A 13,829-nucleotide genomic window follows, 5' to 3' on the forward strand; every position below is an offset into this window, starting at 1 on the left:
GCGTCAGACTCCCATGCTCGTAACGCGGATCGTGCGCGGGATCGCGACCACGGCATCATCGGCGACCAGAACCACGTCGATGCCGCGCGGAAACAGCGTCTCGTTGATGCGCAGGAGCTCGAACAGGTCGAAGGGCTTGAAGGAGGCCTGGAGCGTTGCGACACCGTCGATGCCGGGACCGCGCAGTTCGAAACTGCGACCAAAGTCCAGGCTCTCGACCTGAATGATCACCGTGGTCGAACGGTCAGGATATTCGTTGGTGCCGAGCGCGAAACGCTGGAGATCAGGCAGCAACACGCCGTCGCTGATCAGCGCGAAGGCCGCAATCGAGGAGTCCTGGATCACCGGCGCGCCGGTGTGGAACTTGAGCCACTTCAAGACGTCGGTGCTCTCCGACATCCGCGGATCCAGCCAGAGCGGTGTGTCGTGGTCGAACAGCGTCAGCGCGATCGCGGCCACGCCGCGCATCATCGGTCCGGCCGTTCCCGCCATCGGCACGATGCGCTGGACCGCACCTGGCCGCGCCATCGCGTCCATGACCGAGCGAAAGGTCGATTGCGCCGACAACACCTTGTCGACGAACCCCGGCGGCAGTTCCGCAATCGTGGTCATGGCCTCACCCCTCACCGCGCACCATGGTGTAGAAATCAACTTTCGTCGCAGCGGTCTCTTCCGCCGCCTGCTTGCGTCGAATCATAAGCTGCTCGCGCAACGGCGCGATTACGTCGCGCTCGACGGCGGCACCAAATTCGCGCGACTGCGCCAGTGCGTCGCACAAGGCGATCAGCCGCGCCTTCTGGCCGTCGCGCCCGAGCGTGTAGCCGAAGCCGACCTCGCCGCTGGCAAGCCGCACCGCCGCACGCGACACGGTGGCTTCACCGAGATTGAACGGTGCGCCGTCGCCGCCGACCCGGCCGCGCAGCATCACCAGACCGTTCTCCGGTTCGCGCAGATCCTGATGCCCGGGCAAGGGGATCGTGCGGAGGCGGGCGGCGATCTCGCCCGCCTCCGCGTGCGCCAGCACGGCCATTGCGGCCTGGCGCTGGGCTTGCTGCATATTGTGCTGGGTCACCGAATCTCTCGACTCTTGCCGAATTCAAGTTGTCTATGATAATAGACAACTTGATAAGGAAACGCCATGACTGTTTCGTGACAAACGTGTGATTTTCAGGCTAGGTTCGCCGTCGACATGAGCATGCAGGACACCGCCTCTTCCGGCGTCGCGCTGTGGCGCCTCGTTGCCGACGGCATCGAGCGCGGCATCGCCGACGGCCGTTTTGCCGCAGGCGACAAGCTGCCGGGCGAGATGGAGATCGCCGAAACCTATCGCGTCAACAGGCACACCGTGCGGCGCGCGCTCGCAGCCCTTGCCGAGCGTGGTCTCGTGCGTGCCGAGCGCGGCAGCGGAACCTATGTCGAGGCGCAGAAGCTCGCTTATCCCTTGCGCTCGCGCACGCGCTTCTCGGAGATCGTCGGCGCCGAAGGCCGCGAGCCGCACGGCCGGTTGATCGAAGCATCGGAAGATGTCGCGACCCGCGAGCTCGCGCGGGAATTGGGATTGAAGACCGGCGCGCCGCTGGTCCGGATCGAGGCCATCCGCCTCGCCGATCGCACACCGATCTGCGTCTCCACGACCTGGCTGTCGGCCGAGCTGTTTCCCGGCGCCGGCACGGTGTTTTCAGCCACGCGCTCGATGACCAAGATGCTCGAACACTACGGTATCAGCGATTATCGCCGCGGCGCGACGCGCATCACCGCCGGCATCGTCGATGCGACCGATGCCGCACGGCTCGATTTGCCGCTGGGGCGGCCGATTCTGGTGGTCGACGCCACCGACCTCGATCTCGAGGGCAAGCCGCTGGTGACGAAACATTCGCGCTTTGCGGCGGAGCGGGTGGAGTTTGTGGTGGAGCCGTAGGCTCTTTTCCCTCTCCCCTTGCGGGAGAGGGTGGCTCGGCCGCGGTAGCGGCGAGACGGGTGAGGGGTTCTCTCCGCGAACCCCATTCGATTCGACTTTGCCGAGGCCTGCCCCTCATCCGGCGCTTCGCGCCACCTTCTCCCGCAGGGGGAGAAGGGAAGAAAGATTAAGCCACAGCCCGCTTACCAATGATCGCAAAGCGCAGCTTGCCCGAGATGAAATCGATCGCGGCAACCGCGACCAGGATCATCAGGATCAGGAACGACACCCTCTGCCATTCCAGCACGCGGATCTGCTCGGCGAGCTGGAGGCCGATGCCACCGGCGCCGACGATACCGATGATGGTGGCCGAGCGCGTGTTCGATTCGATGAAATAGAGCACCTGGCCGGCTATGACGGGCAGCACCTGCGGCATCAGGCCGAAGCGAATCTCGTGCAGCGCGCTGCCGCCTGAGGCGCGAATGCCCTCGACCTGCTTCTGGTCGGCGCCTTCGATCGCCTCCGAGAAGAGCTTTCCGAAGGCGCCGAAATCCGACACGGCAATCGCGAGCACACCGGCGAACGGACCGAGCCCGACCACGTTGATCCACACCAGCGCCCAGATCAGCGTATCAACGCCGCGGATCGAATCGAGGAACCGCCGCACCGGGAAGCGGACGATGCCGGGCACGATATTGCGCGCCGCAAACAAGCTGACGGGCAGCGCCAGCAGGGCGGCGAGCGTGGTGCCGAGCAGCGCGATCGACAGCGTCTCGCCCAGCGCCTTCAGATAGAGCGGCAGCGACGAGCCGGGATCGGGCGGGATCATCATCATGCTGATCCAGCCGAGCTGGCTCAGCCCCGCGATGAAACGCGACGGCGAGAAATCGAGATCGACCAGGCCGAACACGAAGATCGCAAGCGCCGCGACGAGCATCGCCGGCGTCGCCAACTGTGCCGATGCCGGGCGGTTGAAGACATCAGGGTAGCGCGCGCGGAGTTCCGCGGTGTTGACGTCCTGCGGCTTGCTCAATTCCGCGCCTCCTTGCCGAACAGGCGGCCACGCACCCAGCCGGTCGTGATGTCGATCAGGAAGACCGTGACGATGATGGTGATGAGGATCGCGCTGACGTCGGAGTAGTAGAACTTGCGGATCGCGACGATGAGCTCCTGCCCGATGCCGCCGGCGCCGACAAAGCCCATCACCGAGGCCTCGCGCACGTTGATCTCGAAGCGCAGCAGCGCGTAGCTGGCATAGCCCGCCGAGACCTGCGGCAGGATCGCAAAGCGCATGCAGGAGATCCAGCTCGCGCCGGTGGAGCGGATGCCCTCGACCGGCTTCATGTCGGCGTTCTCGACGATCTCCGAGAACAGCTTGCCGAGCGCGCCGGTGGAGTGGATCGCGATCGCGAGCACGCCCGCCATCGGCCCGAGGCCGAAGGCGATGACGAAGATCAGCGCGAACACAATGCCGGGCACAGTGCGGGCGAATTCCAGCAGGCGCCGCACCGTGAAGCGCAGCCAGGGTGCGGGTGAGGTATTTTCAGCCGCAAAGAAGTTGAGCGCGAAGGCGAGGACGGCGCCGGACAGCGTGCCGACATAGGAGATCAGCAGGGTCTCGCCGAGCAGCTTCAGCCATTTGTGCAAGCCCCAGAACCATTCGCGGACATCGGTCCAGACCCGCTGGCCGCTGTCGAGCGTGAGGATACGATCGAAATAGCTGATGAAGTTGCCGAAATAAGTGAAGAAGGTGCGCAGGTTCACTTCGGCACCGATCGAGGCCACGATCAGCGCGGCGACGAACAGGGCGAGTCCCCCCAACACGCGCAGTCGTTTGCGCGCCACCGCCTTGCGATAAGCGGCGTTCAGGGCGGCGAGCTGCTGCTCGGGAAGGATTGAAACCGCAACCGTCATTGAAATACGGATCCATCAAGAAAAGAGCCGGGTCCATCGACCCGGCTCCAGTAGCGTCGTCCCGACGAGGTCAGGACGCCTTCTTACGCAAACCGTCGACGAACTTAATCAGCTCGATGGTCTTGTTGTAATCGTCGTTGGCGATCGGCTCCCACGGCTTGTTCTTGCCGTCGGAGAGCTTCTTGAATGCTTCGGGGTCCTTCGTCGCCGCTTCGAGGAAGGCCTTCTTGATCGCGGCCTTCATGTCCTCAGGCAGATCGCCGAGATAAGCGTAGGGCGAGTTGATGATGAGGTCGGACTTCACGATGATGCGGAAGTCTTCCTTCTTCATCACGGTGCCGTCGGACGACTTCACCATGCCCTTGTTGAGCATGCGGGTCAGGTTGGAATCGTCGTCCGCGTTCCACCAATTGGCGGCGACGTCGACGGTGCCCTGGGCGAGCGCGAGAACGGCATTCTCGTGGCTGCCGGTGAAGACCACCTTGGAGAAATAGGCATCGGGATCGATGCCCAGCGCGTTCAGCTTGAAGCGGGGCATGTTGTTGCCCGAGGTCGAGTTCGGATCGACCAGACCCAGATTCTTGCCCTTGAGGTCCTCGATCTTCTGGTACGGCGACTTCGCCAGCACGTAGAACACCGAGTAATAGCCCTTCGAACCGTCCGAGTTGACGTCGATGACGAAGGCATCGGTCTTGACGCCGGTGAGACGGGCGCGCGCGAACGAGGCCGGGCCGTAATAGCCGATGTGGATGTTGCCGGCACGCTGGCCTTCGATGAGGGCAGCATAGTCGTTGGCAACGCGCAGCGTGACCTTCACGCCGAGTTCCTTCGACAGATAGTTGATGAAGGGGCCGTAGCGCTCGGTCACGCCCGAACCGTTCTCGGCCGGAATCGCCGCGAAGGTGATCTCCGGATATTTCGTCTTCCAGTCTTCGGCCGAAGCGGATCCGGCAAAGGTCAGCGCGGCTGCGCCGGCGAGAATTAATCTGCGAGTGATCATGTTGGCCTCATCTGGTAGGATCGGTTGACGCAAAAACTGGCAATGACGGATGCGACGCGGCTCAGGCCGCGGCGGCCGTACCGAGGGCCGGGACGCCCTCGGGCGCCGGGGCCGGTGTGCCGCCCATGACGTCGGCGGCTTCGAGATCGTAGAGCTCACGCGCGACGAGATCGGTCAGCGCGGCCGGCGCGCCGTCGAACACCACGCGGCCCTGCGCCATGCCGATCAGGCGGTCGCAATAGCTGCGCGCCAGATCGAGCGAATGCAAATTGCAGAGCACGGTGATGCCAAAATGCTTGTTGATGCGCAGCAGCGCATCCATGACGATCTTGGTGTTGCGCGGATCCAGCGAGGCGATCGGCTCGTCGGCGAGGATGATGTCGGGCTGCTGCACCAGTGCGCGGGCGATCGCGACGCGCTGTTGCTGACCACCGGAGAGCTGGTCGGCGCGCTGGGCGGCGAGCGGGGCAATGTCGAATTGCTCGAGCGCCGACATGGCCAGCGCCTTGTCCTGCTCGGGCCAGATCTGCGACAACGAGCGCCAAGCCGGCATGGTGGCGAGACGCCCCATCAGCACGTTGGTCAGCACGTCGAGCCGGCCGACCAGGTTGAATTGCTGGAAGATCATCGCCGATCGCGCCCGCCACTGCCGCAGCTCCTTGCCGCGCAGCGCCGTGACGTCGAGGCCATCGAACAAAATGCGGCCCTGCGTCGGCGTCACCAGACGATTGATGGTCCGCAGCAGGGTCGACTTGCCGGCGCCTGAGCGCCCGATCACACCGACGAAGCCGCCGGGGGAGATTTGAAACGAGGCATCGTCCACCGCGGCTTTTGCGCCGAAGCGGCACGTCAGACCTTCCACCACCAGCATGTAGGGCTCCAGAGTACCTGGCTCCACCGCTAGCGCCAGCGCTTGACACTTGTGTGACAGTGCCACGCCAGTGCGGCGATGCAACACACCTCGTCCCCTGTCATCGTATCGTCATGATGATGTCATCAAGCCACTCGAAGAGGAGCGCCCGCCCTCGAACGTCCGGATGCAACATGGCCAGGGTGCTATCGGTCGAGCCGACCATCGATCCTTCGGCGAAGCTGCACGAGGTCAAGCTCGGCGCCTACACCGAGGTCGGTGCGCGCACGATCCTGCAAGAGGTGACGATGGGTGACTACTCCTACGTCGTCAACGATGCGCAGATCACCTACACCACCATCGGAAAGTTCTGCTCGATCGCGGCGATGACGCGCGTCAATCCCGGCAATCACCCGATGCACCGCGCCACCCAGGCGCATTTCACCTACCGTTCCAGCGCCTACTTCCCGGGCGAGAGCGACGACGACGACTTCTTCGAGTGGCGGCGCCAGCATCACATCCATATCGGCCATGATGTCTGGATCGGCCATGGCGCGATCGTGCTGCCGGGCCGCAATGTCGGCACCGGTGCAGTGATTGCGGCCGGCGCCATCGTCACCAAGGATGTGCCGGCCTACACTATCGTCGCCGGCAATCCGGCGCGGGTCGTGCGGCGGCGGTTCTCGGAAGAGGTTGCCGGACGGCTTGCCAGGCTGGCATGGTGGGATTGGGATCACGACAAATTGCGTGCGGCGCTGCCCGATTTCCGCAAGCTCGCGATTGAAGATTTCCTGACGACATACGAAGCAGGGGCAAGTTCCCCAACTGGTCCTCTTGCCAGCAAGCGAAGCGCGGTCGCGTGACAGACATTTTCATCGAGGGTGGCCGGACCCTTGTTAGCTCCGAGCTTGCCGAAACATCTCTCGCCATATCCGGAACCGAAATTGCGCAGATCGATGCGCCTCGCGGCCGCGCGCGGCTGGCGATTGATGCGCGCAGCTTGCTGGTCCTGCCCGGCATCATCGACCTGCACGGCGATGCCTTCGAACGGCAGATGATGCCGCGCTCCGGCGTCGACTTCCCGATCGACGTCGCACTTGATGACACCGACCGCCAGGTCATCGGCAACGGCATCACCACCGTGTTCCATGCCACGACCTGGTCGTGGGAGCCGGGCCTGCGCAGCGGCGACAATGCGAGGCGCCTGCTCGAGGCGATCGAGCGGCGGCGCCCGCAGTTCGCCGCCGATACCCGTTTCCATCTGCGCCACGAGACCTACAATCTGGATGCCGAAAGCGAGATCGGCCAGTGGCTCGCCGAGGGCCGTGTCGACCTGTTCGCCTTCAACGACCATATGGACGGGATCGTTGCCGAGATCTCCAATCCACGCAAGCGCAACCGCATGGTCGAGCGCACCGGCCTGGCGAGCGAGGATTTCGACAAGCTCGTCGCGCATATCGTCTCGCGCGCGGCCGATGTTCCGGCGTCGGTCACGCGGATCGCGGCTGCGGCCCGCGCGGCCGAGGTGCGGATGCTGTCACATGACGATCAGACGCCGGCGATGCGCCGGAATTTTCGCGACATGGGCGTGCGGCTCGCCGAGTTTCCGGTCAACGAGGAGACGGCGCGGGAGGCAGCAAGCCACGGAGATGCCATCGTCTACGGCGCCCCGAACGTCGTGCGCGGCGGCAGCCACACCGGCTGGACCAGGGCCTCCGACATGATCGCCAAGGGGCTCTGCACGGTGCTGGCCTCGGACTATTATTATCCGGCGCCGCTGCTCGCCGCATTCCGCCTTGCCGCCGACGGCGTGCTGCCGCTGACACAAGCCTGGAAGCTGATCTCGTCGGCGCCGGCGCAGGCAACCGGTCTGACCGATCGCGGTACGCTCGCTGCCGGGCATCGCGCCGACATCCTGCTCGTCGACGACAGCGTGCCGATGCGGCCGCGGCTGGTTGCGGTGATTGCTGCCGGCAAGCTCGTGCATCTCACCGATGCGACGCGGCTGGCCGGCATCGCGGCGACGCCGCGCGAGACTGTCGTTGCGGCATAAATTGGCTATGCTCCGGCAATGACAGGTTTTCCCCGCTACGCGATTTATTTTGCCGCCGGCGCTGACGACGCGCTGTCGCGGTTTGGCGCCGGGCTGCTCGGCTATGATGCCTACACGGGTGACGAACTGCCCTTTCCCGGCGATGCCTTGCATGTCGCAGCCGACTGGCGCGACATCACCACCGATCCTCGCAAATACGGCTTTCACGGCACGCTGAAGGCGCCGATGGCGCTGGCACTGGGCAGGACCGAGGCGGAGCTCACGGCAGCTTGCGCGACGTTTGCCGGGAAGGCGCGCCCGATCCCGGTGATCCGCCCAATCGTCGATTCCATCAGCGGCTTCATCGCCGTCATCCCGGCGGAGCCGGTCGAGGTGCTCCAACAACTGGCTGCCGATTGTGTCCGCGATTTCGATTGCTTCCGCCCGCCCCTGACCGCGGAAGACCGCGCGCGGCGAAAGCCGGAAAAGCTCACCGAACGGCAGCGCGATTATCTCGATCGCTGGGGCTATCCTTACGTGATGGAAGAGTTTCGTTTCCACATGACGCTGACGGGGCGACTGGATGCGGAACGGCGCGGGCCGATTTTGGAGATGCTGCGGGCGAGGTTTGCGGGGTTGAAGCTCGAGACGCTCGCGATCGATCGCATTACGCTGTTCAAGCAGCATGATGCGAAGGCGCGCTTCCGCATCACCGGCGAGTGGATGCTTGCACCGGCGTCGTAGGGTGGGTTACGCCTTCGCTAATCCACCCTACGATTGCGTTGCGTGGGCCTACTTTCCCCACCGCAGTGCCAGCGCATCGCGCTCCTTGGCGAGCTCCAGCAGCCCCGCGCGCGTCGCCGGGTGCAGCGGCTGCAGCGGATGGCGGACCGCGTCCGACTTGATCACGCCGCCGGCCTGCATCATCGCCTTGCAGGCGATCAGGCCGCATTGGCGGTTCTCGTAATTGATCAGCGGCAGCCAGCGCTCATAGGCGGCCTTCGCCTTCTCCCGATCGCCAGCGAAATAAGGATCAATGATCTGGCGGATGCCGTCGGGATAGCCGCCGCCGGTCATCGCACCGGTCGCACCGGCGTCGAGATCGGCCATCAGCGTGATCGCCTCCTCGCCGTCCCAGGGCCCCTCGATATCCTTGCCGCCGGCCTCGATCAGGCTGCGGAGCTTTGACGCAGCACCAGGCACCTCGATCTTGAAATAACGGATGTTGGAGAGTTCGTGCGCCAGGCGCGCCAGCAGCTCGACCGACAGTGGCGTGCCCGCGACCGGCGCATCCTGGATCATGATCGGGATGTTGATCGCGCCGGAGAGCACCTTGAAGAATTCGACAATGCCCTTCTCCGGCACACGGAAGGTGGCGCCGTGATAGGGCGGCATCACCATCACCATAGCGGCGCCGGCGGCCTCGGCCTGCTGGCTGCGCGCCGCGCAGACGGCCGAGCTGAAATGGGTGGTGGTGACGATGACGGGTACACGGCCGGCGACATGCTCCAGCACCGCATGCATCACGCTCTCGCGCTCGGCATCGGTGAGCACGAACTGCTCGGAGAAATTGGCGAGGATGCAGATGCCGTGCGAGCCGGCATCGATCATGAAATCGATGCAGCGGCGCTGGCCCTCGAGATCGAGCTGGCCGTGCTCGTCGAAGATGGTCGGTGCGACCGGAAACACGCCGCGATAGGGGCGCTGGGCCTTGTGTGGGGTAACCGGCATCGAAATGATCTCCCTGTCGTCCTGCCGCTAGTTTTGCTGCGCCTGCGGGTTGTGTTGGAGCATGGTACCGCTACCATCTACAGGCCGCAGGGACGCGCGGCAATGCCCATATCCGCACGCCATGAAACCGGGAAATGAAGGGTCAGGCGGTCTTCACAGCGCCCAGGAAGCCCTCGACCGCCACGCGGAGACGATCGGCGTCGGCCGACATCTTCTGGACGGAACCGGACAGCACCGTACCGGCATTGCCGGTCTCCTGGTTGAGCTTGGCGACGCTGCCGATGGTGTCGGTGACCTCGCGAGTGCCCTGGGCGGCATGCTGGAAGTTGCGCGAGATCTCGGTGGTGGCCGCGCGCTGCTGTTCGACGGCAGCCGCAATCGCGGTCATCTTCTCGTCGATGCCGCTGATGGCGCCGCCGATCGAACGGATGGCGGCAACCGCCTGACCGGTTGCCCCCTGGATCTCCTCGACCTGGCGCGAGATCTCTTCCGTCGCCGTCGCAGTCTGCGAAGCAAGGCTCTTGACCTCGCCGGCGACGACCGCGAAGCCGCGGCCGGCTTCGCCGGCGCGAGCCGCCTCGATGGTGGCATTCAAGGCGAGCAGATTGGTCTGGCCCGCGATGGCGTGGATCATCTTCACGACGTCGCTGATGCGGCCTGCGGTCTGGTCGAGGATCTCGACGGTGGCGTTGGTCTGCTCGACCTGCGACACCGCTTCGCGTGCATCGCGCGCGCTGGACTGGACCTGCGCTGAGATTTCGCCGACGGAGGCCGAGAGCTCCTCGGTCGCAGCCGCAATGCTCTCGAGATTGTTGGTGGCCTGCTCGGCGGCGGACGAGACCGCTGATGTCTGGCTGCTCGATTCCGACACCAGCGTGCGGACGTTGGTCGCGGTGGCATCGAGCTCTCTGGTCGACGCCGCGACGCTCTGGATCACCGCCTGCACAGTATCGTCGAAACGACGGCAAGCCTCGTCGACGGTCCCGGAGCGGGCGAGCTGCAGCGCCTGCTGCGATTCGCGTTCCTGGCCGAGGCGCTCGGCGGTCGCCGCGCTCTCGCGCAGGCTTTCGAGCGCAGCCGCCATGGTGCCGAATTCGTCGGGATAACGGGATTGCGGAACCGGCGTTGCATAGTCGCGCGCGCTGATCCGGGCGATGGCGTCGAGAATGGCGCGCACGGGGCGCATGAGGCGATTGCGCACGACATAGACACCGGCCAGCGTCACGGCGAGCGCCAGCAGGAACGCAAGCGACTGCACGACCAGATTGGTCAGCGCCTTGGCCTGAACGGTCTCTGCTCGTGCGATCGACTGGTCGAGCGCCTTTGTCGCGACACCGACAATGAGCGGGAACGGCGACTGGCACAGCGCATTCCAATCCGCCGCCGTCATCGCCGGCTTGCCGCTGCCGTCAAAATTCTTGGTGAGATCGCCGATCTGCTTGAGAACGCCGTCGGTCTTGGCCTGCGCCTCCTTGGCCGCAGTGACCAGTTCCGCAGTCACGTCGGGCGCGGCCAGCAGTTCGGCCATTCCGGCCCAGCCGGAGGCGATGGTTCCGTCCCATTGCGCCAGCGAGCGCTTCTGGGTGTCGTCGAGCGGCTTGCTGCTGTTGACGTTCGAACGCAGCACCGAGCAATGGATGCCGTAGCGGTCGCGCACCTGCCAGGCGAGGCGGCGGACCTGGATCATGCGGGCGATGAAGGGATCGTTCATCCACGCGCGGTTCGACACCGCTGTCGAGGCGAGGTTCGCCGTGTCGATCACCTTGGTGACAGCATCGTACCAGGAGTTGGTGCGCTCGATCTTGCGCTCGGCGCGCGGACGCTTGGCTTCATCATAGAACAGCTGGAATTGCGGCGCGGCCTCGCTCCAGCGCTGCTTCAGCGTGCTAGCGAGCTCGTCGCGGCGGGCAAAGTCGACGCTGGCCATGGCGGCGCTGACGCCTTCATAGCCGCCCTGCTCCGCTTTCTCTGCCTCGGCGAGTTTTGCGCGCGGATCGTCTTCGCCGAGGATCGCGCTCTGGGCATCGCCCCTGTTGTTGCGCAGGGACAATACGCCGTGGAAGATCGCCTTGTCGGCGGCGGCAAGCCGCGCTGTCTCGAGACTGTCGTTGTAGCGGCCGAAGGCCCCGACCATCTGGATCGCCGTCGAGGCGAGCGCGCCGGCCGCCAGCAAGGCCATCAAGGTCAGGAGCAGCGAGCTTACCGATTTCTTAAACATTGCCATGGGTCACAAGGGGCCGACTTCCAGGAGAGGCCACTTTGCCAATGTTCCGTTAAGGTTTAGTCAAATGCCCGGAGTTCCCGATTTGCCAACGCCTGAGGCGGAACAGGATGTCACGAAACCTTCGTGAAATCCGGCGGCCGGCGCTCGGCAAATGCCGTGAAGGCCTCGCGCGCCTCGGCGGTGCGCAGACGCTGCGCGAACTGCTCGCCCTCCGCATTCATCTGTGCCACCAGCGCCTCGCCGTTGCGCATCAGCTTCTTGGTCGCGGTGAGCGCGCCGGCCGGCTGCCGGGCCAGACGCTGGGCGAGCGCGAGCGCCTCGGAATCGAGCTTGTCGAGCGGCACCACGCGGTTGACGAGGCCCCATTCCAGCGCGGCCTTGGCCGGCACGGTCTCACCGAGCGCGAACATCTCATAGGCGCGGGCATAGCCGATGCGCGCCGGCATCAACAGGCTGGAGGCGGCTTCCGGCACCAGCGCCAGGCTGACGAAGGGCGTCGATAGCTGGGTGTTTTCGGCAAGCACGACGAGATCGCAATGCAGGAGCATCGTGGTCCCGACGCCAACGGCGCGGCCCTGCACTGCGGCGACAAGAGGTCGCGTGCAACGCGCCAGCGATTGGATGAAGCGTCCGACATTGCGGCTGCCTTCGGACTTGCCTGACGCGACGGCTGCGAATTCGCCGACATCGTTGCCGGCGGTGAACATGTCGCCCTCGCCGCGGATCAGCAGCACGCGCACGGACGGATCGGTCTCGGCAGATTCGATAGTGTCTGCGAGCTTGCGATACATCGCATCCGTCAGCGCATTCTTCTTGTCGGGACGCGCCAGCGTGATCGTGAGAATTCCGCCGTTGTTCTCGATCCGGACATGCTCGATCATGGCTCTCTCCTGTTAGTCCTCGGGGTCTCTTGTGGCATCTCTTATGCAGTCTCTTGGAAACTTGTCCTGAATGCTCGTCAGCCAGCGCGCGACGACGTCGATCTCAGCGCTGGTAAATCCTTCCGCCAGTGTCGCATTCACCGCAGCCGTCGTGGTCTTGACCTGCGCAAGCACGTTGCGTCCCTTCGGCGTCAGCCACACCCGCCAGGCCCGACCGTCCTCGCGATCGGCACGTCTTTCGACCAGCTTGGCTATGGCGCTGCGATCGACCAGACCGGAAATGCCGGCAGGCCCCATATCGAGGGCCGCACCCGCTTCGCCCATCAGGACGCCGTCCTGCTTGCCGAGAATGAACAGCAAGCCGGCCTGCGCCGGCGTGACCTCATTCTGCGGCTGCGACGCCATCCAGCGCTGCAACCGCCGTTGCGCGACGTTCAGCAGGTAGATCAGCCGATGATGTTTCGTCTCCGGCATTTTACTTCGCATGCGAAATATATAGCCTGTCGCGGACGGATTGTCAAAGCCGGCCGCCGCTAGCGCGACGACCCGCGGCAGCCGTCGAGCAGAATCGCGGCGCAGACCTGCGCCCGCCGCCCGATCTCCTTGCGCGAAGGCAATGTCAGCTGCGCGTAGACCGCCGCGCGCTGCGGCGCCGAGACCATCATGCCGATCATCATTCCGGCGGCTTCATCGACGTTATCGAGCGCGAGGCGCTTCTTCCTGACTTGATCGCGCAGCCAGCCCGCGAGCGCCGCCGCGGTGCGGGCGATGCCATCCCGGTAAAAATTCGCGGCAAGGTCCGGGAACGTCGCCGATTGCTGCAGCACCATTCGTTGCAGCGCCACGACCTCCGGATCGAGCGCGAGATCAGCGCAAGCGACCAACACGGCGGCCAGGCTCGTTTCGATGTCGGCCTGAGTGTTGGCCTGGAGGTTGACGTCGGACAGCAGCCGCTCGAGCCTGTCCGCGCACATCGCCTCGAAGAGGGCCGCCTTGCCCGGAAACAGCCGATAGAGAGTCTTGGTGGAGATGCCGGCGCCGCGCGCCAGCTCTTCGGTGCTGGTCGCAGCGTAGCCGTCGACGGCGAAGGCGTGCCGCGCGGCCTCGATGACGATCCGCTTCGTCTCTTCGTCGCTGCGTACCGGCGGCCGCCCGCGCGGGCGACATTCAGATGAGAGTTTTGCCGATGACGGTTTTGCCGACGACGGTTTTGCCTGAGCCATGTTTTTAGATGATGCCTGTCATTCCATTGACAGTCCCAAAGCTAGTCCTATTTTGGAAATCGTCAAGTTTCCTAATT

General features: G+C 64.8%; 15 protein-coding genes. 4 read left to right on the plus strand and 11 right to left on the minus strand.

Annotated features, from left to right (window positions below):
* Positions 1-3: 3 nt before the first annotated feature.
* Positions 4-612, minus strand: a complete 609-nt coding sequence (phnH, locus tag M2427_RS20890; protein WP_280708483.1) for a phosphonate C-P lyase system protein PhnH — start codon at positions 610-612, stop codon at positions 4-6.
* Between the two features lie 4 nt (positions 613-616).
* The gene (gene phnG, locus M2427_RS20895) at positions 617-1,030 is read right to left on the minus strand and encodes a phosphonate C-P lyase system protein PhnG (RefSeq protein WP_280708554.1); all 414 of its coding nucleotides are present in this window, start codon (positions 1,028-1,030) and stop codon (positions 617-619) included.
* A 159-nt stretch (positions 1,031-1,189) separates the two neighbouring features.
* Between phnG and phnF the strand changes: the two genes are divergently transcribed.
* Positions 1,190-1,918, plus strand: a complete 729-nt coding sequence (gene phnF / locus M2427_RS20900) for a phosphonate metabolism transcriptional regulator PhnF (protein WP_280708484.1) — start codon at positions 1,190-1,192, stop codon at positions 1,916-1,918.
* A gap of 166 nt (positions 1,919-2,084) precedes the next feature.
* On the opposite strand, the gene phnE (M2427_RS20905) is transcribed toward phnF, so the two are convergent.
* From phnE (M2427_RS20905) to phnC, 4 genes are all read right to left on the minus strand, one after another.
* Entirely contained in the window at positions 2,085-2,930 is an 846-nt protein-coding gene (phnE, locus tag M2427_RS20905; protein WP_280708485.1) for a phosphonate ABC transporter, permease protein PhnE, read from the minus strand.
* Entirely contained in the window at positions 2,927-3,811 is an 885-nt protein-coding gene (gene phnE, locus M2427_RS20910) for a phosphonate ABC transporter, permease protein PhnE (protein ID WP_280708486.1), read from the minus strand. Before phnE (M2427_RS20910) ends, phnE (M2427_RS20905) begins: the two co-directional genes overlap by 4 nt.
* Before the next feature lie 70 nt (positions 3,812-3,881).
* Positions 3,882-4,811: a phosphonate ABC transporter substrate-binding protein gene (phnD, locus tag M2427_RS20915; protein WP_280708487.1), complete on the minus strand. Its 930-nt coding sequence runs from the start codon at positions 4,809-4,811 to the stop codon at positions 3,882-3,884.
* A 61-nt stretch (positions 4,812-4,872) separates the two neighbouring features.
* On the minus strand, positions 4,873-5,682 hold the full coding sequence (gene phnC, locus M2427_RS20920; RefSeq protein WP_212240298.1) for a phosphonate ABC transporter ATP-binding protein: 810 nt from the start codon (positions 5,680-5,682) through the stop codon (positions 4,873-4,875).
* A gap of 173 nt (positions 5,683-5,855) precedes the next feature.
* Between phnC and M2427_RS20925 the strand changes: the two genes are divergently transcribed.
* Genes M2427_RS20925 through M2427_RS20935 form a run of 3 tightly spaced genes read left to right on the plus strand, consistent with a single transcriptional unit; the run spans position 5,856 to position 8,437 of the window.
* Positions 5,856-6,524, plus strand: coding sequence for a chloramphenicol acetyltransferase (locus M2427_RS20925; RefSeq protein ID WP_280708488.1), 669 nt, complete (start codon positions 5,856-5,858; stop codon positions 6,522-6,524).
* Positions 6,521-7,714: an alpha-D-ribose 1-methylphosphonate 5-triphosphate diphosphatase gene (locus M2427_RS20930; protein ID WP_280708489.1), complete on the plus strand. Its 1,194-nt coding sequence runs from the start codon at positions 6,521-6,523 to the stop codon at positions 7,712-7,714. Before M2427_RS20925 ends, M2427_RS20930 begins: the two co-directional genes overlap by 4 nt.
* An 18-nt stretch (positions 7,715-7,732) precedes the next feature.
* The gene (locus M2427_RS20935) at positions 7,733-8,437 is read left to right on the plus strand and encodes a DUF1045 domain-containing protein (RefSeq protein ID WP_280708490.1); all 705 of its coding nucleotides are present in this window, start codon (positions 7,733-7,735) and stop codon (positions 8,435-8,437) included.
* Positions 8,438-8,485: 48 nt separating this feature from the next.
* Here M2427_RS20935 and M2427_RS20940 read toward each other — a convergent pair whose 3' ends face one another.
* The 5 genes from M2427_RS20940 to M2427_RS20960 all read right to left on the minus strand — a co-directional run bounded on the left by M2427_RS20940 (position 8,486) and on the right by M2427_RS20960 (position 13,752).
* Positions 8,486-9,424: a dihydrodipicolinate synthase family protein gene (locus M2427_RS20940; protein WP_280708491.1), complete on the minus strand. Its 939-nt coding sequence runs from the start codon at positions 9,422-9,424 to the stop codon at positions 8,486-8,488.
* A gap of 142 nt (positions 9,425-9,566) precedes the next feature.
* Positions 9,567-11,648: a methyl-accepting chemotaxis protein gene (locus tag M2427_RS20945; RefSeq protein WP_280708492.1), complete on the minus strand. Its 2,082-nt coding sequence runs from the start codon at positions 11,646-11,648 to the stop codon at positions 9,567-9,569.
* A gap of 110 nt (positions 11,649-11,758) precedes the next feature.
* A complete protein-coding gene (locus tag M2427_RS20950) occupies positions 11,759-12,529 on the minus strand; it encodes an enoyl-CoA hydratase (RefSeq protein ID WP_280708493.1) in 771 nt (256 codons plus the stop codon).
* A 12-nt stretch (positions 12,530-12,541) separates the two neighbouring features.
* A complete protein-coding gene (locus tag M2427_RS20955; protein ID WP_280708494.1) occupies positions 12,542-13,015 on the minus strand; it encodes a MarR family winged helix-turn-helix transcriptional regulator in 474 nt (157 codons plus the stop codon).
* A 47-nt stretch (positions 13,016-13,062) separates the two neighbouring features.
* A complete protein-coding gene (locus M2427_RS20960; RefSeq protein ID WP_280708496.1) occupies positions 13,063-13,752 on the minus strand; it encodes a TetR/AcrR family transcriptional regulator in 690 nt (229 codons plus the stop codon).
* Positions 13,753-13,829 lie beyond the last annotated feature (77 nt).

Origin of the sequence: Bradyrhizobium sp. BR13661, assembly GCF_029892425.1 — a bacterium.
In the GTDB taxonomy this organism is placed as follows: Bacteria; Pseudomonadota; Alphaproteobacteria; order Rhizobiales; family Xanthobacteraceae; genus Bradyrhizobium.

What these genes read in the sequence shown, in the direction of transcription:
- phnD (WP_280708487.1), bottom strand. Translation starts at nt 4,811, where the DNA reads ATGATCACTCGCAGATTAATTCTCGCCGGCGCAGCCGCGCTGACCTTT.
- M2427_RS20960 (WP_280708496.1), bottom strand. Translation starts at nt 13,752, where the DNA reads ATGGCTCAGGCAAAACCGTCGTCGGCAAAACCGTCATCGGCAAAACTC.
- phnG (WP_280708554.1), bottom strand. Translation starts at nt 1,030, where the DNA reads ATGGCCGTGCTGGCGCACGCGGAGGCGGGCGAGATCGCCGCCCGCCTC.
- phnE (WP_280708486.1), bottom strand. Translation starts at nt 3,811, where the DNA reads ATGACGGTTGCGGTTTCAATCCTTCCCGAGCAGCAGCTCGCCGCCCTG.
- M2427_RS20945 (WP_280708492.1), bottom strand. Translation starts at nt 11,648, where the DNA reads ATGGCAATGTTTAAGAAATCGGTAAGCTCGCTGCTCCTGACCTTGATG.
- M2427_RS20950 (WP_280708493.1), bottom strand. Translation starts at nt 12,529, where the DNA reads ATGATCGAGCATGTCCGGATCGAGAACAACGGCGGAATTCTCACGATC.
- M2427_RS20955 (WP_280708494.1), bottom strand. Translation starts at nt 13,015, where the DNA reads ATGCGAAGTAAAATGCCGGAGACGAAACATCATCGGCTGATCTACCTG.
- phnF (WP_280708484.1), top strand. Translation starts at nt 1,190, where the DNA reads ATGAGCATGCAGGACACCGCCTCTTCCGGCGTCGCGCTGTGGCGCCTC.
- phnC (WP_212240298.1), bottom strand. Translation starts at nt 5,682, where the DNA reads ATGCTGGTGGTGGAAGGTCTGACGTGCCGCTTCGGCGCAAAAGCCGCG.
- M2427_RS20935 (WP_280708490.1), top strand. Translation starts at nt 7,733, where the DNA reads ATGACAGGTTTTCCCCGCTACGCGATTTATTTTGCCGCCGGCGCTGAC.
- M2427_RS20925 (WP_280708488.1), top strand. Translation starts at nt 5,856, where the DNA reads ATGGCCAGGGTGCTATCGGTCGAGCCGACCATCGATCCTTCGGCGAAG.
- phnH (WP_280708483.1), bottom strand. Translation starts at nt 612, where the DNA reads ATGACCACGATTGCGGAACTGCCGCCGGGGTTCGTCGACAAGGTGTTG.
- M2427_RS20940 (WP_280708491.1), bottom strand. Translation starts at nt 9,424, where the DNA reads ATGCCGGTTACCCCACACAAGGCCCAGCGCCCCTATCGCGGCGTGTTT.